Source organism: Flagellimonas abyssi (assembly GCF_019457905.1).
Taxonomy (GTDB): Bacteria; Bacteroidota; Bacteroidia; order Flavobacteriales; family Flavobacteriaceae; genus Flagellimonas; species Flagellimonas abyssi.
On record NZ_JAHZSV010000047.1, the window covers coordinates 1 to 19,456 of the forward strand.

Consider the following 19,456-nt stretch of genomic DNA (forward strand, 5'->3'; position numbering starts at 1 on the left):
CGTGATCATGGCGGATGGCCCGATCGGTGTAAAAGACTTACCGGACTTTTTAAAATATGAGATAGAATTTCCCGAGGAGGAACCCATGCCCTTGAGGGACATGGAAAGACAATATATCAAACGGGTGCTACTGTATGCCGAAGGGAACAAGACCAAAGCAGCAAAGATTTTAAAGATCAGTAGAAAAACCCTTCGTGACAAACTTGATTGACCTGGTCAGCTTTTGACCAACTGGATAGAAACTTCCCACTTTTCATTTTTCCACTTTTCCCATTTTAATATGTTGATTACTGAAAATCAATTAATTGTGTTTTGTTTTCTTCTTTTTGCCTTTCAAGGCATGCCATTTGCCATATAGTGTACCAAATAGTTTCAAGTAGAACGGATCAAGGTAATATACTCCGGCACTACGGTGACAAAACAACACATAACGATGGTAGGGCAAGCTATGAAATACGGCAATCTTGTTTTGGAAAGGTATGACTTTTTGATGGTCAAAAAATACTTACAAGGGCCATTGGGCTTGGAAGATTATACCCATGGAACTGTATTGGCCTTGTTGAAGGAAAATTTGCAGAAAGCCATTGTTCAAGAAAAGAAGATATGAATGCAAAACTCACATGGAAACAACGCATATTGGTCGGATTTGTAATGGCCGTTGCATTTTTATTGGTACTGGGCTCCAATCTCTTGGACCGTAGGCATTTTTCAACGGTACAGAACACCATCGAATCGATGTATGGCGATCGAGTTGTCGTACAGGACTATATCTATCAATTGAGGATTTATCTGCACGATAGGGAATTGGAGGTGTCGGGAGATGACAGCACAGTAAAGGATAATGAAAGCTATGGACAGATCACGACCATCCTTGACGATTTTGCCGCTACCGAGTTGACACGAGAGGAGGCAACATTTTTAAAACGCCTGCGCCGGCAATTTTCGAGCTTGCGCTCCTATGACCTGTCAACGGTGGACCGGGAGGATGCCAAATCAAAAATGTTGGGGCATATCCAATCGACCAAAACAACCTTGGATGCTCTTGAGGAAATTCAAATCGAAGAGAGTGGACATCTTACAGAGATCTCAGAGAAATCATTGAGTGTCAATGTGATGTTGTCCCAATTGGAAATCGCTTTTTTGATCATTATAGGAGTTTCCATATTGGTACTGGCCTTTCAGCCGATCAGAACACTATATCCCATCCATTGATTTTAAACAAGAAAAGAACCTAAATAAAATGAACAGTCCCATGAACCAATTTAAACGGAGCTTATGCTCTACCTGTGTTCACAGATCGTACTGCGTTCTGAGCAGCGATAGGTCAAATATCAACCTATGTAATGAATATCGACATCATATGGATGATAAGAATGAACCTACCATCGTGTTTTCGGATGAAATGTATTAACAAACAATCAGAGGGTACGAGGCACCCAAAAAACAGTTATTTATGACAACAACTTTAACATCAAAAAAAAAGCAGCCAAAACAAGGCATGTTGTACAACGTTATGCGACAGTTCAACAATGCAGCGGATATTATCGAGCTGAATACCAACATCAGAAAGATACTGGAGGTCACCAATAATGAATTCGTTGTGCATTTTCCCGTACGCATGGACAATGGGGAGGTAGAGATATTTACGGGCTACCGTGTTCAGCACAACAATGCACTGGGGCCCTACAAGGGAGGATTGCGTTACCACCCCACGGTGGACATTGACGCTGCCAGGGCCCTGGCCATGTGGATGACGTGGAAGACCTCTTTGGCCGGATTGCCCTATGGTGGGGCCAAAGGAGGGATACAGTTGGATCCCACCAAATATTCCCAAGACGAACTGCAACGGATCACCAGAAGGTTTACCTATGCCCTTGGGGACAATATTGGACCGGAACTGGATATTCCTGCGCCTGATGTCAACACCAACCCGCAAACCATGGCCTGGATCTTGGATACCTATATGTCCACCAAATCCCCCAATGAACGCTCGAAGAACCTGCATGTGGTCACGGGAAAACCCATTGGTGCCGGAGGTTCTGAAGGAAGGGACCGGGCAACGGGCTATGGGGTTTTCCTGACCATCAAATTTTGGGCGGAACACAATACGATTGACCTAAAGAACAAAACATTCATTGTACAGGGGTTTGGTAATGTGGGCTATTGGGCGTCCCATTTTCTAAAAAAAGAAGGAGCCATTCTAATTGCCGTACAGGATGCCTATGGTAGTATCCACAACCATGAGGGTATTTCCCCGGAAAAACTTTTGGACTATGCGAAGGCCAAAAAGGGCAGTATATCGGGCTTTGCAGGGGCAAATGTCATCGACAATGCCGAATTTTTTGGTTTGGACTGTGACATTTGTATACCTGCGGCATTGGGCAACCAGGTCACAGTGGATAATGCCCATGACATCAAGGCCCGCTTGATTGCCGAAGGGGCCAATGGACCGACCGATGTAAAGGCGGAGGAGATACTTTTGAAGCGGGGCATTGACATCATACCGGATATCCTGTGCAATTCCGGTGGTGTAATAGGCAGCTATTTTGAATGGTTGCAGAATCGCAATGGGGAAATATGGCAGTTGGACGAGGTATTGGAGAAACTGGAAAGAAAGATGCGGGAATCGTTCAACAAGGTCATGTACAAAACAAAAACAAAGAACCTGGACATGAGAACGGCTGCCTTTGTCATTGCCATAGAGCGACTTGAGGAAACCTATGTACAGCGGGGCATATTCCCATAATAAAAAAAACGAAGGGTTTTGCCGGAACTGATCCAGCGAAACCCATAATCCATAAAATTAATACAATGAAATACGATAGTCTGTTGATTGAAAAAAAGGAATATGTCCTACTCAAAAGGTTGATGAACCTTTCGGGATACCATCAGGACAGTACATGGAGAAAATCGGTAAGGAAGTTGGCCGGGGAATTGGAGACCGCGAAGATATTGGATGAGAAGGATATGCCCAAGGATGTGATACGGTTCAATTCCAATGTCACGATTGTTTCCGAAAATGGGTGGCATAAAAAATTCAAATTGGTACTTCCCAAGAAAAGTGATGTCAAGAACGATTGCATATCCATATTAACGCCCATGGGGTCCGCGGTAATGGGGTACGCCAAAGGAGATTGCATAGTTTGGGAATTTCCATCGGGCAACCAGAAACTGACCATTGAGCACATCGAACAGGAAAATGAGTCCATCAACCTGAACATGGTACTATGAAATCCGTCAACCGCCCCTATTTTCATGAATCCATAAGCCGGATCATCAGTAAAAAGGACAAATTGGAAATCACCAATTGGACAGAGACCATGGAAGGAGTCAATGAAGAACTGCAGTACTTGATCCAATTGGAAAAAAGGTTGTTGGGGGATCCGTCCATGAACCAACGGCTTTTGGCGATCCAAAGGGATAATCAACTTCGGTTGGGAACATTGTACCGCTATGAACGTACCATGTTGAATGCCATCGAATGCGATACCATGGAATGTGATGCCTATTATCTCAACACCCATGAGAAAAACCGAGATGGTTATATGGGCCATATAAAAAGCTATTCACAGATCAAGTTGTTGCTGTTCTCGAAAATCTTGGAACGTTTCAACTGAAAACCTCAATACAAGGATCGATCGGTGGTTAGAGCATATGTGAAGATCGCTGAGAATACGCTGTTCTAAAGTAACCGAGCATGGGACATAAGTAAACAATCAACATTTTTATGAAGCACTTTTTTTCCAAATTTAAAGGAGACCTTTTTGGTGGTATCACGGCAGGCATTGTCGCCCTGCCCTTGGCCCTGGCCTTTGGTGTCAGCTCGGGTTTGGGTCCCAGTGCCGGTTTGTACGGTGCCATTTTCATCAGTTTTTTCGCTGCCTTGTTCGGTGGCACCAATACCCAGATATCCGGTCCAACGGCACCTATGACCGCTGTTGGCATGGTCGTGGTTGCCGGTATCGTGGCCATGAACGATGGTAATCTGGAGAAGGCATTGCCAGCCATTTTATCGGTATTTCTATTGGCAGGGTTGTTACAAATCCTATTGGGCCTTGCAGGACTTGGAAAATATGTTCGCTATATTCCGTATCCTGTGGTTTCAGGCTTTATGACGGCCATTGGTGTAATCATCCTTGTTACCCAGCTGTTGCCTTCCATGGGCTATTACCCAACGGAAGATGAAGCATTTGTGGACCGATTCAGACCTCGGGCGAAAGAGGTTATCCTCAGGGATATCCTTAATGAAGAATCGAATGGGGGAATACTGGTGCTTGAGGATTTTCAAGAAACCCTGGACAGGGCGGGGGAGGCATCTGAGGAAAATATCCTGAAAGAGGCCCGGACCTTGGCCAATAAAGATGCTTCCGGGGTCATCGGTACAATCAAGGTTTTGCCAATGGCCCTGCAACGGATCGATTGGTTGGAATTTGCCCTGGCCCTGGCTACCATTGTGATCATCTATGGCTTTAAAAGAATCACTAGCGCCATTCCCAGTGCATTGGTCGCATTGTTGGTCGTTTCAGGGGCGGCCTATGGGATAGGCTTGGATTACAGGCCCATCCCACAAATACCCAGCGGTTTTCCCGTTCCCCATTTGGACATCTTCAGTGAATTCAAATTAAATTCGATAACACCCTATATTTTTACAGCCTTGACCCTGGCACTTTTGGGAGCCATAGATTCGCTATTGACCTCTGTGGTCGCGGACAATATGACCAAAACACAGCATAAGCCCAACAAGGAATTGATGGGGCAGGGCATCGGTAACAGTATAGCGGCCATTTTTGGGGGTATCCCCGGAGCGGGGGCGACCATCCGTACTGTAGTCAATATCAATGCCGGTGGTAAGACCAGATTATCGGGTATGATTGCGGGAATCCTGTTGCTTGTCGTATTGTTGGCCTTAGGGCCCATCGCTTCCAAAATACCGGCCGCCGTTCTTGCCGGCATCCTGGTTACCGTGGGGATTGGGGTAATCGACTACAAGGGGCTCAGGGCCATACCGTATCTGCCCAGAGATGTCAAATTCGGACCTTTGAAGATCAGTTCCGAGGTGGTGGTCATGTTGGTGGTCATGGTCTTGGCCTCCGTTTGGAATTTGGTCTACGCCGTGGGTATCGGATTGGTAATCGCCTCCCTGATGTTCATGAAAAAAATGGGGGACTTAACGGCCAGGCAATCGGATGTCAAGACCTTACTGGAAGAAAAGGGTTGGGCGGATGAAGCGAACTTTCCAGAGGATCTCAAAAAGGAGGTTTTTATCAAACACTTGAACGGACCTTTGTTTTTTGGGTCTACAAGCGAGTTTCAACAATTGGCCAAACAAATACCGAAAACCGCCTCCATGGTGGTCATACGAATGGACCGGATGCAGTATTTGGACCAATCGGGGCTATATACCCTTGAGGACATATTGATAGAACTTAAAAATAAAGCTATCACGGTACTCTTTGTACATGTCCTCGAGCAACCCAAATATATGATGGAGCGGGTCGATTTGATTCCATCATTGATTCCGGAAAATCAAATATTCGATGATTTTGAGGCCTGTACCAACTTTATCAGAAGTCAAAGATAGAGCCGCTGGTGTCAAAAAAAGCTGTTCTACATGATCAACTGATCGGTACTTGTTCGGGAAATGAACTTTGGTGGCGGTCCTAATATAACACATAGATGTTTGCCAAAATGGGAGTGTTTGGGGTCGAGAAGATAAAGGGTTATTGTCCATAGGCATAAGAGATTTGAAGCCCTTAACATGATGGTTTGGATGATGTAACGGTATGGTCCTTTTACCTTTGAAGCTGAACATTTTGCTTCAAAGGTAAAAGGACCAATGAAAGAACACAAATAAAGTTATTACTAGTCATTAGTATGTCCAGTTTTTTAATGAATAAACTGGACATTTTGAATATCTTTGTGCAAATCATTTTCAATGAAAACCTCTGAATATATTGAAGAAAAGATCAATAAGTTGCCCAAGGGATATGTGTTCACCTATATGGATTTTATCAGTGAGGTGACCAAGAGGGAGGCCATCATTAAACATCTCAATAGGATGGCCGGTTCCGGGAAAATAAACAAGTTGTCCAAAGGTAAATATTTCAAGCCGCAAGAAACCGTATTCGGCGCCTTGCTTCCCGACCAGCATCAAATTGTAAAGGATTTGTTGGAGGAAGATGGTAAACTAGTGGGATATATCACAGGGTATAGCGTTTATAATTCACTAGGGCTTACCACTCAGGTCAGCAGTACGATACAGATAGGTAAACGAGAGATAAGACCACCTTTCAAAAGAGGGCGTTTCAGAATTTCGTTCATCAAACAAAAGAATACCATTACTAGGGAAAGCATTCCCCTGTTGCGATTGTTGGATGCCATACGTTACATCAAAAAAATACCGGATACCACCATTGAAAAAAGTTGTATTCGGCTGATGGCATTATTACGAGAATTGAAAACCAGCGAGCAGGTAAAGCTTATAAAACTGGCTTTTAAATATTCCCCTGCCACTAGGGCCTTGTTGGGCGCATTGCTCAGGGAGATTAGTTGTAGGGCGGAAACGGAAATACGGGACCTTCAGGATAGTCTGAACCCAATAACGGTCTATGATCTTGATATTTCTGAAAAGGTGTTGCCAAATGCCAAATACTGGAATATAAAATGAAATTGCACGAGAACGAACAACTTTTCAGACAAGCGGTGCAGGCAACCGCAGAGCGAATGGGTATTTTGGATATCTATATCGAAAAGGACTATTGGGTATGCTATGCCCTAAAACTCATTTTTGAAAGTGCCATCAAAGATGAAGTCATTTTCAAGGGCGGAACGGCCCTGTCAAAGTACTACACCTACATTGAACGTTTTTCCGAGGATATAGACTTGGTCGTAATCCGGAAAGAGGAAGAGACAGGGAACCAATTAAAGGCCAAGCTCAAAAAAATTACTAATGAAATTGGCGGACCCTTTGTAGAAGTGAAGATACAAGGGATTACCAACAAAATGGGAATGATCAGAAAAATAGCCTACAACTACCCGAAAATTTTCAAGGGGGATTACGGGCAAGTAAGGGACGCCATCATCATAGAGGCCACATGGTTGGGTTATTTTGAACCTTATTCAAAAAAGGTGCTGAATAGTTATATCTATGATATGATGATTGCCACTGGCCAAAAGGTACTGGCCGAAGAATACAACCTTTTGCCTTTTGAAGTTCTTGTATTGGATTCCCGAAGAACGCTTTGCGAAAAAATAATGAGCTTGGTACGGTTTTCCCATACTGAACAACCCATTACAGACTTGAATGCCAAAATCAGACATGTGTACGATATGCATCAGTTGTTGAAAGATGAAACGGTACAAAATTTTTTGGATTCAGATGATTTTGATGCGATGCTCCTAAAAGTGGCCCATGACGATGTACAAAGCTTTAAGAACAATAACGACTGGTTGCGATACCATCCAAAAGAGGCATTGATTTTTAATGGTCCAGAAGAAACATGGCATCAACTTAAGGACACCTATCAAAATCAATTTAAGTTTTTGGTCTACGGGGCGTTGCCAAAAGAGGAGGAAATATTGGCGACAATCAAAAAAGTTTCAAATCGTTTGTCACGTGTTGAATGGGAGGTTTCGTTTTAAGAATTGGACCCTTGCCCTGTTCGAGAAATGATCAGCGCAGTTTTAAGGTAAGATTGCGGCTTCCTTTGGTTTCCAATACTTTTACTTGTAAGCGTTCCTCTGAATTCAGGGTGAACTTGGGATAGACCACCACAAAGCGGACCGAAGTGCCGGAGCCGTGTCTCGGTACCGGGATTCGATGGCGACCAAAATGCCGTCAAAGACGCCCAACACTTCGGTGGAGAAGATGACCAACAAGACCACCGTAAAGTTTTTGGCCAAGTCCGTAGGGGCGAGGCCCCAGGTATGGCCCTCGGTAGCCGCGATGCCCTCGTTGTATTTCTTCAGGATGTTGATCAGAAAGAACAGTACGGCCAAGGTTTTCATCCCAACAATGGTATATTGGGAAAAATCACTACTCTTGATGGTCTATTTCAAGGAATTGATTTTTTATTCTTTTTTTGGTTTAAAGCGGTGTTTTTTTAGCCAGTATTCTTCCAAATATTATTTCAGAAATCCCTCTTGGATATAGAAGTAACTTTTTTAATGGGAAAAAATCGGGAATCATTTGGTACCATTCTGTCCGCAAAAATATATTGAACAACAGGTATAAACATTAGCATTGCGCTAATGGTAAAGTAAATGATATGTTGGAGAGCTTGATTTCTTATATCTTTTTCTAAAGAAGGTTTTGTCCGAATAAGACAAGTTTTTTTTGTAAAACTTTAAATACTTTTGGCAAGAAAGAACATCGAATAGATTTCAAAAAAGCTTCATAAGTCAAACCGAAATTAGCCTTTCTGACTTCTAGGACTTCAACGGCTCCTTAATCTGGACTTACAAAAAAAAATGACTTTTAACTATGAGTCTAACTGATGTTTTCTTGGTTATACATTTGAAAGGACAGTTCCTATGGAACAGAATTTGTGCCTTTATTCTAAGAAAAGGAAGCTATCATGGCAACAATCGATTTAAGGAATACGGTCAAGGAGTACGTGGACACGGCAGACATAAGACTTTTGAAAATGATAAAAGCATTGGCCGAAAGCTACCAAAAGGACGAGCAAGAACTTATCTTGGACGAAGAGCAATACAAAATGATTGATAGGCGAAGGGAGGCCCATTTGAGGGGCGAGAGTAAATCCCTTACTTGGGAACAGGTTAAAAGGAATGCAAGAAACGCCGGTTAATAGATGGCCTATATTTTGGAGATCAAGGATGAGGCCAATTGGGAAATCATCGAGGCGTATCTTTATTATCAAGAAAAACGAACGGGATTGGGCGGGGAATTCTTGGAACATTTGGACAGTTATTTTGAGAGGATTGTTTCGAACCCGAAACACTTTCCTCAAAAGCGGAAACCCTACCGGGAAGCATTCATAAAACGTTTTCCATTTCTGATTGTATACTCTGTGTTCAACACTTGGCAAAATCCAGAGAAGAAGAAAAAATAATTCTCCAAAGCAAAGCACGTTTTTTCGTTCCTAAAACCACCATTCTTTTGTTCTGTTGGATGGGACGGATTGGGTGAGCCGGATGGTTGCGACCGCCAAAAACGGAAAATTTGAGCCACCCGACATTTGGTTGTAGTGAATTGAAAATTAGATTTTATATTCGTTTCGAGGGTGTTCAATTTTATCCGGTGGGGCGGTTATATATCCTGTGTCTCCACATGATGGTTTACTAATACTTATCCTTCAGTATGCTCATATCATCATACAATTTCTTGTCTATTACCTTGGCATAGATTTGTGTGGTCTTCAAAGATTGGTGCCCTAGCATCTTGCTTACCGATTCAATTGAAATACCATTGGACAGGGTCACCGTTGTTGCAAAAGTGTGTCGTGCCAGATGAAAGGTAAGTTTCTTTTTAATCCTGCAGGTGGAAGCAATTTCCTTTAAGTAAGCGTTGGTTTTTTGGTTGCTGATCACCGGTAGTAGTTTTGTTGTAAGCAAGCTTTGCGAATGATCTTTATATTTGAGCAGTATTTTTTCAGCAATGGGCAGCAATGGCACACTGCTCAATGAATCGGTTTTTGCTCTTTTGATCTTGATCCATCGTTTGCCTTCTATACCATTTACTATGTGATTGTTTGAAAGCTTTTTGACGTCCACATAGGCCAATCCGGTAAAGCAACAGAAAACAAAAATGTCCCTCACTTGCTCCAAGCTTTTTGACTCGAGTTGCAATTCGATCAGGGATCTAAGTTCTGCTTCGGTCAGGACATCTCTTTGCACCTTTTTCCATTCGGCCTTCCAAGAATAGAAAGGATCCTTTTTCACCCAATTATTGGCAAAGGCCATCCTCATTATTTTTTTGAAGTTGACCACATATTTTGTAACCGTATTTTGATTGCCGATTTTTTGGGTCTTTAGGTAATGGTGAAATCCATTGACAAAGTTTAAATCCACCTCCATTACATATAGGTCGGATACTTTATATTCCTTTTGGATAAAGCCGGCAAGATGGTTCATTGTGCGTACATGCCTACGGTACGCTCCATAGGAATAGTCAGATCCGATCAACTCTTTGATCTGGGCATTGTGTTCTTCATAAATGGCAAGGAGTGTTTTATGGTCAGTTCCTTTGCCCAGTAGTTTGTTTTTGATGGTCTCCGCATTGAAGGGCTTTTTTTTGACCATCAACTTTGAATGGATTTCATAAGCTTTGGATTCCAGCTGGTCCATATAGTGGTTCATTTCTTTGGCCTCCTTGCCCGAACCCTTTATCCTTCCTTTTACGGAACACCATTTTTCGGGAGTTGTTTTTCGTTTGATACTGAGCTCTGTCCTTTGACCGTTTACGGTAATCCTGAGATAGATACCGGCTTTTCCGGTTTTGTCCAATTGAGCCTTTCTTAGATAGTGGATTAAAGAGAATGTTTTTGTTTCCATTTGTCATCGATTTACTGATTCAATTTTGTTCCAAAGCATTTGAAAAAAAATGTTCGGATCGTTTTTAACATGGATCAGGTGCCATTTTTGCGGATTCTAAAACCGTTCACCGAATCGTTCACCGCGATATAGGGTACAATTTGATATAAAATGAAATCAATAAAAACAAAAAAGCCTGTAAATCAATGACTTACAGACTTTTTGAATATTTTTGAAAGCTCAAAAGTGACCTGACTGGGGCTCGAACCCAGGACCCTCTCCTTAAAAGGGAGATGCTCTACCAACTGAGCTATCAGGTCTTCAAGTTGTGCCTAGCTGTTTGGCTAAGCGGGTGCAAATATAACATCAATAATCTATTTTCCAAGGTGAATTATAGATAAATTTGTGTTTTTTTGAAATCTGATAAAATTCATCAATATGAAAATTGTGTTAGTGGGATATATGGCGAGTGGAAAGTCGACCGTTGGACGATTGTTGGCCAGTCATTTACAGATGGAGTTCATCGATTTGGACGACTATATTGAAGCCAATCAAAAAAAATCCATAAAAAATATTTTTTCTGAAAAAGGAGAGATTTTTTTCAGGAAGTTGGAGCATCAAATGCTAAAAGAGGTTCTGGAAAAGGAAGAGTCTATTATAATTTCAACCGGGGGCGGCACACCGTGCTATGGAACCAATATGGCCACCATTTTGGAACAGGCCGATGCATCCATTTATCTTGACTTGAGCATTCCCAATTTGGTGAACCGGATTTCAAAAGAAAAAGTGAACCGGCCGCTGGTGAAAAATATTCCCGATTCGGAACTTCCCGAATTTATAGGCAAGCACTTGTTTGAGCGTAGGCCCTATTATTTACAATCAAAACACATTTTGGACTGCAACGACAAAGATGTGGAAACGGTAGTGGATGAAATCAAGGAACTACTCTAGGTAGACAGCATTGTTCTTGGGCTCAAAATCAACTTTTATATGTTCGTTCAAGGAGGTGGATAACGAAATACCCTTAAAATCGGCCTTGATGGGATATTTTTTGTGGTTCCTGTTCACCAATACGGCCGTTTTAAGTTGTTTTATGGGCGTTTTGAGAAAATGATGGGTTCCATATATCAAAGTAGTGCCGGAATTCAGCACATCGTCCACCAAAACGATTGATTTATTTTTATAACCATCTTCCGCAAGGGAGGTACTGACGCCGCTTTCCAACGGATTTTTCTTGTCCATATCCATTTTGCACAACACAATGTTGGCATCGGTTATGTTTTTGAGTACGGTGACTATTTTTTTTGCAAAACTTTCTCCGCCACCTTTAATTCCGGCGACCACAATTTCAGCCTCGTCCACATTGGTCTCATAAATCTGATAAGCGATTCTTTTGGTAATGTGCTGTATCTGGTCATGGTTAAGAATAAGGTTCCTCATAGTTGCGCAATAGTTGATTCAAAGATATGAAAACGGTTTATTCCGATTCGTCCAAAAAGTCGTCCAAATCCCGACGGTCTTTTTTGGTAGGTCGACCAAGTCCTTTTTTTCGGTAATGCTTTTTTGCATGTTGAAGCAGTTCGCTGTGTTCAAAGGCATCTTTTGGCGTGGTATCCTTTCGGTAAATATCCACCAATTTGGCTCCTACACGGCTCTCGGGAACGTCCAAAACCGTAAGTTGATAGTCGATTTGATTTTTCCGTACCACGATTTTATCCATAGGGAAAACATCCCGTGAAGGCTTTACGGCACTGCCATTTACCTTAACATGGCCCTTTTTTACCGCATTGGAGGCAATGCTTCGTGTTTTAAAGTATCTGGTGCACCAAAGGTACTTGTCTATTCGCATGGTCTTCGCAAATCTTTGTTAACGGACGGAACAAAAATAATGGAAAATTGTATCTTGCGCGCCTAAATAACAGACTTGATGAAGTACGGAATTTTAGTATTTATTTGTTTTGCGGTAACGCTGCTATCCTGTAAAAATGATGATAATGGAGGCCCCGAAGCCATACCGCCAAGCTTATTGAGCGATGTTGCACCGGAGGATGACGAAACCATTAGGGAGTTTTTGAACACCCACTTTTACAACTATGAAGAATTTGAAACACCACCTGAGGGTTTTGATTATAGGATAGTTATTGATACCATAGCTGGTGAGAATGCCGACAAACGACCTTTAATGGAAGATGCTGAATCCATTACTTTTAATGTATCATCAAGTTTTTTGGGCCTTAGTGCGGGAGAAGAGAATATAGCTCACAAACTGTATTATATTGAAGCGCGGGAAGGCGGCGGAGAAAGCCCAACCTATGCGGATTCTACTTTGTTGAAATATGAAGGGACCTTGTTGAATGGGACTCCCTTTGATCAAAGAGCCGAATTTACTTGGCAAGAACTTTCCTTTAGCGTTCAAGGTTACTCCAATGGTGTTGCAAAAATGAAAGCGGGAACACCCGACCAAATCATAGATAATCCAGATGGTACCTACAGTATTGCCGATAGCGGAATAGGGTTGATTATTATGCCATCCGGTCTTGGATATTTTCATAATCCAACTACCTCGGTAATACCAAGATATGCCCCTCTAATCTTTAAAGTGGAGTTGGGTGCTTTTGTTGAGGATACCGATAGTGATAATGATGGTATTCCTTCAATTGACGAAGATTTAAATGGCAATGGGTATTTGTTAGATGACAACACAGACTTTGATGTAGAGCCTTTCAATGGTCGTTTGGCCAATTTTCGTGACCCTGATGACGATGGTGATGGTATACCTACACGAGATGAGATTTCGGACGAGAACGGGAATATCATCATTCCTTATCCCGATTCGGATGGAGATGGAGTCCCTGATTATTTAGATCCGGACAACTAAAAAACAACCGCTTATAAAAAATCAAAACCCGCTGCATTGCAGCGGGTTTTTTTATTGTACTTAATAGGATATTATAATTTTAGCGATGCTGCAAAAATTATCTGAGATGGTCTTGTATCTACCCTACCATCTGGAATATCTATAATCTCAGCTTCGTTTTTAGAGAAACCTCTTTCGTAACGTACATCTAATCCCAGTCTGCCAAGATTGACACCGACACCTGCATTAAGACCTACGGTAAAGTCGTTCTCCACATCTTCTACCTCCAAGTCTTCCAAATCGTTCTTAAGGGTATATTGAAAAGCAGGACCGGCAAAAATATGCAATGGCCCGATCAATTTATAGCCCAAAAGTACAGGAAGGTCCAACTTGGACACATCGTAATCTTGGGAGCTCCCGGCAACGTCATAAGAACTTTTGGTTTTGGAATATACCAATTCGGGTCTTAGATAGATTTTGGGGAAGTCCAGTTTGCCCCAAAAACCAAAATGGTATCCTGTTTTGCCTTCTGCACCTTCTACGATGTCTTCACCGCCTTGACCTACAGAACTAATCAAGTCACCGTTCTTGTTGTAAGAAAGACCGGCCTTTACACCGAATCCTGAGCCACTCTGGGCCATGGCAGCAGAGCCAATAAGGGCAAATGCTACTACTAAAAAAGTTTTTTTCATAAGTGTTGTTTTAAAAGATGAAATATCCCCATAGGGGATACCTGAAACTATTTACGTTTCAACACTTTTAAAACGGCAGCTTCTATGGCTTTATTGTTCAAGCCATATTTCTCCATCAACTGTTCTGGCGTACCACTTTCCCCGAAGGTATCCTGTGTGGCCACAAACTCTTGAGGAGCAGGATGATTGCTGGCCAAAACACGGGCCACGCTCTCTCCAAGTCCACCTAAATAATTGTGTTCCTCAGCGGTTACCACACATCCGGTTTTCTTCACAGAATCCAAAATAGCTTTGTCATCCAAAGGCTTAATGGTGTGAATATTGATCACTTCCGCGGATATTCCTTGGTTTTCCAAACTTTCAGCAGCAAGTAGTGCCTGCCATACCAAATGTCCAGTTGCAATAATAGTTACATCGGTACCTTCGTTGAGCATTAAGGCCTTCCCGATTTCAAATTTTTGGTCAACAGGAGTAAAATTGGCCACTTTTGGTCTTCCAAAACGAAGATATACGGGGCCATGATGTTCTGCGATGGCAATGGTGGCCGCCTTGGTTTGGTTGAAATCACAAGGATTGATCACCGTCATCCCGGGTAACATTTTCATCAAACCGATATCTTCCAAAATTTGGTGGGTCGCACCATCTTCGCCCAAGGTCAATCCGGAGTGGGAAGCGCATATTTTTACGTTTTTGTCAGAATATGCAATGGATTGTCGGATTTGATCATAAACACGTCCAGTGGCAAAGTTGGCAAAGGTTGATGCAAAAGGGATTTTTCCACCGATGGTCAAACCTGCCGCCATGCCCATCATATTGGCCTCTGCAATTCCTACTTGAAAGAAACGCTCTGGATTTTCTTCAATAAAGGTTTCAATCTTAAGGGAACCTACCAAATCGGCACAAAGGGCCACTACATTGGGATTGGTTCTTCCCAGTTCCGTCATTCCGGCACCATATCCGCTTCGGGTGTCCTGTTTTCCTTGATCTGTATATTTAGTCATCGTATCTTTTTCTATAATTAGTAATCGCCTAAAGTCTCTGGGTTCTGTTCCAATGCGTTTGCCAATTGCTCATCGCTAGGGGCTTTGCCGTGCCATGCATGGGTGTGCATCATAAAATCGACACCATTGCCCATTTCGGTGGTCATCACAATACAAACAGGTTTTCCCTTTCCAGTTCTGCTTTTGGCTTCTTTAAGGCCTGCCAAAACTTGCTCTATGTCGTTTCCGTTTTCTATTTCCAACACATCCCAGCCAAAAACCCTGAATTTTTCGGCAACATCGCCAATGGGTAATACATCTTCTGTGGCACCGTCGATTTGTTGTCCGTTTCTATCAACGGTTGAAATCAAGTTGTCCACTTTGTTACCTGCGGCATACATAATTGCCTCCCAGTTCTGACCTTCCTGTAACTCGCCATCTCCATGTAGGCTGAATACCAAATGATCATCACCGTTCAATTTTTTTGCCAATGCGGCACCAATGGCAACGGACATTCCCTGTCCCAAGGAACCTGATGCTACACGAACCCCTGGCAAACCTTCGTGGGTAGTGGGGTGCCCCTGTAATCTGGAATCGATTAGCCTAAAGGTGTTGAGTTCCTCGATTGGAAAATAACCTCTTCGAGCTAGTACACTGTAAAAAACGGGCGAAATATGGCCATTGGAGAGGAAAAATACGTCTTCCCCGATTCCATCCATATCAAAACCGTCCTTTAATTCCATTACCTCATTGTAGAGTGCTACAAAAAACTCGGTACAGCCCAAAGAACCTCCTGGGTGACCCGAATTTACCTTATGGACCATGCGTAAAATGTCCCTTCTAACCTGTACTACCAGGTCCTGTAATTCTTGCGTGTTCGGCATCGTTTTTCTAATTTAGATATCAAATGTAATCGCATTATTCGTAGAAAACAAGTGTTGAATGTACATTTATTAAACGGCTTATGCTCAGAAACTTTATTTTTTTGTTAAGGATGAACGAAATAGAGTTAGTTATATTTGCGGTTCTAAAACGAACAATTGGATTTTACCTTACTACAAAAGGATAGCAAAACTAAGGCTAGGGCAGGGGAGTTGAAGACCGACAACGGCAACATTCAGACCCCGATATTTATGCCGGTTGGCACCGTTGCCTCGGTAAAGGGCGTGCACCAGCGCGAGTTAAAGGATGAAATTAATCCTGATATTATTTTGGGGAACACCTATCATCTTTTTTTGAGACCGGGTACCGGAATACTTGAAGAAGCCGGTGGACTTCATAAATTTATGAATTGGGACCGGCCTATTTTGACGGATAGTGGCGGCTATCAAGTCTATTCCTTATCTGATAACAGAAAGATAAAAGAGGAGGGTGTCAAGTTTAAATCCCATATCGATGGGTCGCGCCATGTTTTTACCCCGGAAAATGTAATGGAGATACAGCGTACCATTGGTGCGGACATCATCATGGCTTTTGATGAGTGTACTCCATATCCTTGTGATTATCAGTACGCCAAACGCTCCATGCACATGACGCATAGATGGTTGGATAGATGCATCGATCATTTGGAAAAGCTTCCGTTTAAATATGGCTACTCACAAAGCTTTTTTCCAATAGTACAAGGCTCTACCTATAAAGATTTACGGAAACAATCCGCTGAATATATCGCATCGGTAGAAGCAGAGGGGAATGCCATTGGCGGTCTGTCAGTAGGGGAGCCCGCTGAGGAAATGTATGAAATGACGGAAATCGTATGCGATATTCTGCCAGAGGACAAGCCAAGATATTTAATGGGGGTAGGTACGCCCATCAATATTTTGGAAAATATAGCCTTGGGCGTGGATATGTTTGATTGTGTGATGCCCACCCGAAATGCCAGAAATGGGATGTTATTCACCGCACACGGTACCATCAATATCAAAAATAAAAAGTGGGAGAACGATTTCTCTCCCATTGACGAAATGGGCATCACTTTTGTGGATACCGAATATTCCAAGGCCTATCTGCGACACTTGTTCGCGGCCAATGAATATTTGGGCAAGCAAATTGCCACCATTCACAACCTTGGTTTTTATTTATGGTTGGTGCGTACCGCAAGAGAACGTATTTTAGCCGGAGACTTTTTGGAGTGGAAGACCAAAATGGTCAATCAAATGGATAAAAGATTGTAATGCTTACCATACTCGATAGATACATTTTAAAACGCTACCTGATTACCTTTATGGGGATGCTTTTGCTATTTGTGCCTATTGGGATCATGGCGAACCTGGCAGAAAAAATAGGTAAGATCATCGATAATGAGGCCCCATTGGCCGAAGTGATCGTGTTCTATGGTAATTTTACTTTGGTGATTGGAAACCTATTATTACCGATTTTCCTTTTTCTGTCGATTATCTTTTTTACATCAAAATTGGCCAGTAACACCGAAATCGTAGCGATTTTGAGTTCCGGTGTGTCTTTCGGACGGTTTTTGCGTCCCTACTTTGTAGGGGCAACCTTGGTGGCCATACTAATATTTATGATGGGGATGTTCATTGTGCCCCATGCCAGTATTGGTTTTAACGAGTTTGAGTACAAATATTTTAAAAAAGGAAAACAGACCAGGGTAACGGAGAATATCTTCAACCAATTGAACGAGAGCGATTATTTGTACGTAAGCAGTTTTGATCCCAATCGTCAAATCGGTTATAATTTCACCTACGAGCACTTCGACTCCATTGGCAAATTGGATTATAAGATTTCTGCCAGTAATATTCGTTGGATTGCCGATGATAGTATTTACCGTTTGACGAATTATGAGAAACGCGAGGTAAGGAACCAAACCGAGTACATCAACGCAAAACGTAGGTTGGATACCGTTTTCTCCTTTAAGATAGATGATTTAACCCCGGTATCCTATGTGGCAGAGACCAAAAACCTTTTTGAGCTCAACGACTTTATCGAAGATCAGCGCAGAAAGGGGGCATCGAACATCAATGCATACGTGCTCGTAAAATATAAAAGGTGGGCACTGCCCATTGCGGCGTTTATCCTTACCGTAATCGCTGTGGCGGTATCCTCCGTAAAGCGTAGGGGAGGTATGGGTCTCAATCTGGCCTTCGGTATCGGAGTGGCTTTTGTGTACATCTTCTTCGACAAAGTTTTTGGAACATTGGCAGAGCAATCCGGTTTTTCACCACTTTTGGCCGTGGTGATTCCCAACCTTCTTTTTGGCGTTTTTGCCGTTTATATGTTGATGAAGGCCAAACGATAATTCAGTCATTATGGCGTATATTGTTGAAGTTAAAAGACTTGTATATTTCATGTGAGTATGTCATAATGTTATATATTTGTCCCCATTGTTTTTCGTGAAAATAAAAGACTTCCCATGGAATATCTAGAATTTGAACTCCCCATCAAAGAACTTGAAGAGCAACTTCAAAAATGTATGGTGATTGGGGAAGAAAGTGATGTAGACGTTACCGAGACCTGTTCTCAAATTGAGAAAAAACTGGCTCAGACCCGAAAAGATATATATCAAAACCTTACCGCTTGGCAAAGGGTGCAATTATCAAGGCACCCCAGTAGGCCTTACACAATGGATTACATCAATGCCATTTGTGGGGATACTTTCTTGGAGCTCCATGGTGACAGAAATGTAAAGGACGACAAGGCCATGGTGGGCGGACTTGGAAAAATTGGTGACCAGAGCTATATGTTCATCGGTCAACAAAAAGGCTATAACACCAAAACACGCCAATACCGAAATTTTGGTATGGCAAATCCGGAAGGATACCGTAAAGCACTTCGTTTGATGAAGTCCGCCGAAAAATTTAAGATACCCGTAGTGTGCTTTGTAGATACCCCCGGTGCTTACCCAGGTATCGAAGCCGAGGAACGTGGTCAAGGAGAGGCTATTGCCCGTAATATTTTGGAGATGACCCGTTTAAAGGTGCCTATAATTGTAATTATCATTGGTGAAGGAGCATCCGGTGGTGCATTGGGCATCGGTGTAGGTGACAAAGTGTTGATGTTGGAAAATACATGGTACTCCGTAATCTCTCCGGAATCTTGTTCATCCATTCTTTGGAGAAGTTGGGAATACAAGGAACAAGCCGCAGAAGCTTTGAAGTTGACCGCTACCGATATGAAAAAGCAGGGTCTGGTCGATGAAATCGTTAAGGAACCTCTTGGAGGAGCACATTCCAATAGACAGAAAACATTCGAAACCGTTGCAAATAAAATTTCTTCCCATTTCGAAGAACTCAATAAGTTATCACCAAAGGAATTGGTGAAATCCCGAATGGAAAAATATTCCAATATGGGTGTTTTCAGTGAATAATCCTTGTTTTTTGGGGGTTGACCATTTTAGTTAGGTTATGTCCCCGATTTTTTTTATGTTATTAACAGGTATTTTAAGTTATCAACATTTAAATTGTTGAGTACCTGTGGAA

Annotated in this window: 22 protein-coding genes, 1 tRNA gene and 1 pseudogene; 16 read left to right on the forward strand and 8 right to left on the reverse strand. The window is 42.4% G+C overall.

Annotation, left to right across the window (positions count from 1 at the left end; translation table 11 throughout):
• The 9 genes from K1F36_RS18335 to K1F36_RS18375 all read left to right on the forward strand — a co-directional run.
• On the forward strand, window positions 1–211 hold a 211-nt coding region (locus tag K1F36_RS18335; protein ID WP_313790087.1), incomplete at its 5' end, for a helix-turn-helix domain-containing protein.
• Window positions 212–448: 237 nt separating this feature from the next.
• The gene (locus K1F36_RS18340) at window positions 449–607 is read left to right on the forward strand and encodes a hypothetical protein (protein ID WP_220115085.1); all 159 of its coding nucleotides are present in this window, start codon (window positions 449–451) and stop codon (window positions 605–607) included.
• Entirely contained in the window at window positions 604–1,212 is a 609-nt protein-coding gene (locus K1F36_RS18345; protein WP_207033891.1) for an MCP four helix bundle domain-containing protein, read from the forward strand. Before K1F36_RS18340 ends, K1F36_RS18345 begins: the two co-directional genes overlap by 4 nt.
• A gap of 241 nt (window positions 1,213–1,453) precedes the next feature.
• Window positions 1,454–2,746, forward strand: coding sequence for a Glu/Leu/Phe/Val family dehydrogenase (locus tag K1F36_RS18350; RefSeq protein WP_220115086.1), 1,293 nt, complete (start codon window positions 1,454–1,456; stop codon window positions 2,744–2,746).
• A gap of 65 nt (window positions 2,747–2,811) precedes the next feature.
• Window positions 2,812–3,231 (forward strand): GreA/GreB family elongation factor, encoded by a 420-nt coding sequence (locus tag K1F36_RS18355; protein WP_207033887.1) that lies wholly within the window; start codon window positions 2,812–2,814, stop codon window positions 3,229–3,231.
• The gene (locus K1F36_RS18360; protein ID WP_220115087.1) at window positions 3,228–3,617 is read left to right on the forward strand and encodes a hypothetical protein; all 390 of its coding nucleotides are present in this window, start codon (window positions 3,228–3,230) and stop codon (window positions 3,615–3,617) included. The genes K1F36_RS18355 and K1F36_RS18360 overlap by 4 nt, the downstream gene beginning before the upstream one ends.
• A 110-nt stretch (window positions 3,618–3,727) precedes the next feature.
• The gene (locus K1F36_RS18365; RefSeq protein ID WP_220115088.1) at window positions 3,728–5,581 is read left to right on the forward strand and encodes a SulP family inorganic anion transporter; all 1,854 of its coding nucleotides are present in this window, start codon (window positions 3,728–3,730) and stop codon (window positions 5,579–5,581) included.
• Between the two features lie 354 nt (window positions 5,582–5,935).
• The gene (locus K1F36_RS18370; RefSeq protein ID WP_220115089.1) at window positions 5,936–6,667 is read left to right on the forward strand and encodes a DUF6088 family protein; all 732 of its coding nucleotides are present in this window, start codon (window positions 5,936–5,938) and stop codon (window positions 6,665–6,667) included.
• Entirely contained in the window at window positions 6,664–7,641 is a 978-nt protein-coding gene (locus K1F36_RS18375; RefSeq protein ID WP_220115090.1) for a nucleotidyl transferase AbiEii/AbiGii toxin family protein, read from the forward strand. Before K1F36_RS18370 ends, K1F36_RS18375 begins: the two co-directional genes overlap by 4 nt.
• 117 nt (window positions 7,642–7,758) lie before the next feature.
• On the opposite strand, the pseudogene K1F36_RS18380 reads toward K1F36_RS18375, so the two are convergent.
• Window positions 7,759–8,046: pseudogene (locus tag K1F36_RS18380) on the reverse strand (hypothetical protein); the annotation flags it as partial.
• 530 nt (window positions 8,047–8,576) lie between these two features.
• Here K1F36_RS18380 and K1F36_RS18385 point away from each other — a divergent pair.
• Window positions 8,577–8,810 (forward strand): addiction module protein, encoded by a 234-nt coding sequence (locus tag K1F36_RS18385; protein ID WP_220115091.1) that lies wholly within the window; start codon window positions 8,577–8,579, stop codon window positions 8,808–8,810.
• Window positions 8,811–8,813: 3 nt separating this feature from the next.
• Window positions 8,814–9,074, forward strand: a complete 261-nt coding sequence (locus K1F36_RS18390) for a type II toxin-antitoxin system RelE/ParE family toxin (protein WP_220115092.1) — start codon at window positions 8,814–8,816, stop codon at window positions 9,072–9,074.
• A 229-nt stretch (window positions 9,075–9,303) separates the two neighbouring features.
• Here K1F36_RS18390 and K1F36_RS18395 read toward each other — a convergent pair whose 3' ends face one another.
• Window positions 9,304–10,515 carry a site-specific integrase gene (locus tag K1F36_RS18395; RefSeq protein WP_220115093.1) on the reverse strand — a complete coding sequence of 404 codons (1,212 nt, stop codon included), beginning with the start codon at window positions 10,513–10,515 and terminating at the stop codon, window positions 9,304–9,306.
• A 226-nt stretch (window positions 10,516–10,741) separates the two neighbouring features.
• Window positions 10,742–10,814: transfer RNA gene (locus tag K1F36_RS18400), tRNA-Lys, on the reverse strand.
• Window positions 10,815–10,932: 118 nt separating this feature from the next.
• On the opposite strand from K1F36_RS18400, the gene K1F36_RS18405 reads away from it, so the two are divergent.
• Window positions 10,933–11,445, forward strand: coding sequence for a shikimate kinase (locus K1F36_RS18405; RefSeq protein WP_220115094.1), 513 nt, complete (start codon window positions 10,933–10,935; stop codon window positions 11,443–11,445).
• On the opposite strand, the gene K1F36_RS18410 is transcribed toward K1F36_RS18405, so the two are convergent.
• Together K1F36_RS18410 and K1F36_RS18415 are read right to left on the reverse strand one after the other, a co-directional pair.
• Window positions 11,437–11,934: a phosphoribosyltransferase family protein gene (locus K1F36_RS18410; RefSeq protein ID WP_220115095.1), complete on the reverse strand. Its 498-nt coding sequence runs from the start codon at window positions 11,932–11,934 to the stop codon at window positions 11,437–11,439. The two genes, K1F36_RS18405 and K1F36_RS18410, sit on opposite strands and share 9 nt — an antisense overlap.
• 37 nt (window positions 11,935–11,971) lie before the next feature.
• Window positions 11,972–12,343, reverse strand: coding sequence for an RNA-binding S4 domain-containing protein (locus K1F36_RS18415; RefSeq protein ID WP_220115096.1), 372 nt, complete (start codon window positions 12,341–12,343; stop codon window positions 11,972–11,974).
• A 78-nt stretch (window positions 12,344–12,421) separates the two neighbouring features.
• On the opposite strand from K1F36_RS18415, the gene K1F36_RS18420 reads away from it, so the two are divergent.
• Window positions 12,422–13,372, forward strand: coding sequence for an FKBP-type peptidyl-prolyl cis-trans isomerase (locus tag K1F36_RS18420; RefSeq protein ID WP_220115097.1), 951 nt, complete (start codon window positions 12,422–12,424; stop codon window positions 13,370–13,372).
• A gap of 71 nt (window positions 13,373–13,443) precedes the next feature.
• Here the strand turns inward: K1F36_RS18420 and K1F36_RS18425 are convergent, their stop codons facing one another.
• Genes K1F36_RS18425 through K1F36_RS18435 form a run of 3 tightly spaced genes read right to left on the reverse strand, consistent with a single transcriptional unit; the run spans window position 13,444 to window position 15,907 of the window.
• A complete protein-coding gene (locus K1F36_RS18425) occupies window positions 13,444–14,043 on the reverse strand; it encodes an outer membrane beta-barrel protein (RefSeq protein WP_220115098.1) in 600 nt (199 codons plus the stop codon).
• A gap of 47 nt (window positions 14,044–14,090) precedes the next feature.
• The gene (locus K1F36_RS18430) at window positions 14,091–15,044 is read right to left on the reverse strand and encodes a transketolase family protein (protein ID WP_207033871.1); all 954 of its coding nucleotides are present in this window, start codon (window positions 15,042–15,044) and stop codon (window positions 14,091–14,093) included.
• A gap of 17 nt (window positions 15,045–15,061) precedes the next feature.
• Window positions 15,062–15,907 (reverse strand): transketolase, encoded by an 846-nt coding sequence (locus tag K1F36_RS18435; protein WP_220115099.1) that lies wholly within the window; start codon window positions 15,905–15,907, stop codon window positions 15,062–15,064.
• Window positions 15,908–16,063: 156 nt separating this feature from the next.
• Here K1F36_RS18435 and tgt point away from each other — a divergent pair, with 156 nt between their 5' ends.
• The 3 genes from tgt (at window position 16,064) to K1F36_RS18450 (ending at window position 19,344) form a co-directional block, all read left to right on the forward strand.
• Window positions 16,064–17,194 carry a tRNA guanosine(34) transglycosylase Tgt gene (gene tgt, locus K1F36_RS18440; RefSeq protein ID WP_220115100.1) on the forward strand — a complete coding sequence of 377 codons (1,131 nt, stop codon included), beginning with the start codon at window positions 16,064–16,066 and terminating at the stop codon, window positions 17,192–17,194.
• Window positions 17,194–18,276 carry an LptF/LptG family permease gene (locus K1F36_RS18445; RefSeq protein ID WP_220115101.1) on the forward strand — a complete coding sequence of 361 codons (1,083 nt, stop codon included), beginning with the start codon at window positions 17,194–17,196 and terminating at the stop codon, window positions 18,274–18,276. The genes tgt and K1F36_RS18445 overlap by 1 nt, the downstream gene beginning before the upstream one ends.
• A gap of 114 nt (window positions 18,277–18,390) precedes the next feature.
• Window positions 18,391–19,344: an acetyl-CoA carboxylase carboxyltransferase subunit alpha gene (locus K1F36_RS18450; RefSeq protein ID WP_207033863.1), complete on the forward strand. Its 954-nt coding sequence runs from the start codon at window positions 18,391–18,393 to the stop codon at window positions 19,342–19,344.
• Window positions 19,345–19,456 lie beyond the last annotated feature (112 nt).

Excerpts from the sequence above, each read along its gene's own strand:
- K1F36_RS18405 (WP_220115094.1), top strand. The coding sequence starts at position 10,933 with ATGAAAATTGTGTTAGTGGGATATATGGCGAGTGGAAAGTCGACCGTT.
- K1F36_RS18415 (WP_220115096.1), bottom strand. The coding sequence starts at position 12,343 with ATGCGAATAGACAAGTACCTTTGGTGCACCAGATACTTTAAAACACGA.
- K1F36_RS18350 (WP_220115086.1), top strand. The coding sequence starts at position 1,454 with ATGACAACAACTTTAACATCAAAAAAAAAGCAGCCAAAACAAGGCATG.
- K1F36_RS18445 (WP_220115101.1), top strand. The coding sequence starts at position 17,194 with ATGCTTACCATACTCGATAGATACATTTTAAAACGCTACCTGATTACC.
- K1F36_RS18345 (WP_207033891.1), top strand. The coding sequence starts at position 604 with ATGAATGCAAAACTCACATGGAAACAACGCATATTGGTCGGATTTGTA.
- K1F36_RS18375 (WP_220115090.1), top strand. The coding sequence starts at position 6,664 with ATGAAATTGCACGAGAACGAACAACTTTTCAGACAAGCGGTGCAGGCA.
- K1F36_RS18435 (WP_220115099.1), bottom strand. The coding sequence starts at position 15,907 with ATGCCGAACACGCAAGAATTACAGGACCTGGTAGTACAGGTTAGAAGG.
- K1F36_RS18390 (WP_220115092.1), top strand. The coding sequence starts at position 8,814 with ATGGCCTATATTTTGGAGATCAAGGATGAGGCCAATTGGGAAATCATC.
- K1F36_RS18370 (WP_220115089.1), top strand. The coding sequence starts at position 5,936 with ATGAAAACCTCTGAATATATTGAAGAAAAGATCAATAAGTTGCCCAAG.
- K1F36_RS18425 (WP_220115098.1), bottom strand. The coding sequence starts at position 14,043 with ATGAAAAAAACTTTTTTAGTAGTAGCATTTGCCCTTATTGGCTCTGCT.
- K1F36_RS18340 (WP_220115085.1), top strand. The coding sequence starts at position 449 with ATGAAATACGGCAATCTTGTTTTGGAAAGGTATGACTTTTTGATGGTC.
- K1F36_RS18395 (WP_220115093.1), bottom strand. The coding sequence starts at position 10,515 with ATGGAAACAAAAACATTCTCTTTAATCCACTATCTAAGAAAGGCTCAA.
- K1F36_RS18355 (WP_207033887.1), top strand. The coding sequence starts at position 2,812 with ATGAAATACGATAGTCTGTTGATTGAAAAAAAGGAATATGTCCTACTC.
- K1F36_RS18430 (WP_207033871.1), bottom strand. The coding sequence starts at position 15,044 with ATGACTAAATATACAGATCAAGGAAAACAGGACACCCGAAGCGGATAT.
- K1F36_RS18360 (WP_220115087.1), top strand. The coding sequence starts at position 3,228 with ATGAAATCCGTCAACCGCCCCTATTTTCATGAATCCATAAGCCGGATC.
- K1F36_RS18385 (WP_220115091.1), top strand. The coding sequence starts at position 8,577 with ATGGCAACAATCGATTTAAGGAATACGGTCAAGGAGTACGTGGACACG.
- K1F36_RS18420 (WP_220115097.1), top strand. The coding sequence starts at position 12,422 with ATGAAGTACGGAATTTTAGTATTTATTTGTTTTGCGGTAACGCTGCTA.
- K1F36_RS18410 (WP_220115095.1), bottom strand. The coding sequence starts at position 11,934 with ATGAGGAACCTTATTCTTAACCATGACCAGATACAGCACATTACCAAA.
- K1F36_RS18365 (WP_220115088.1), top strand. The coding sequence starts at position 3,728 with ATGAAGCACTTTTTTTCCAAATTTAAAGGAGACCTTTTTGGTGGTATC.
- K1F36_RS18450 (WP_207033863.1), top strand. The coding sequence starts at position 18,391 with ATGGAATATCTAGAATTTGAACTCCCCATCAAAGAACTTGAAGAGCAA.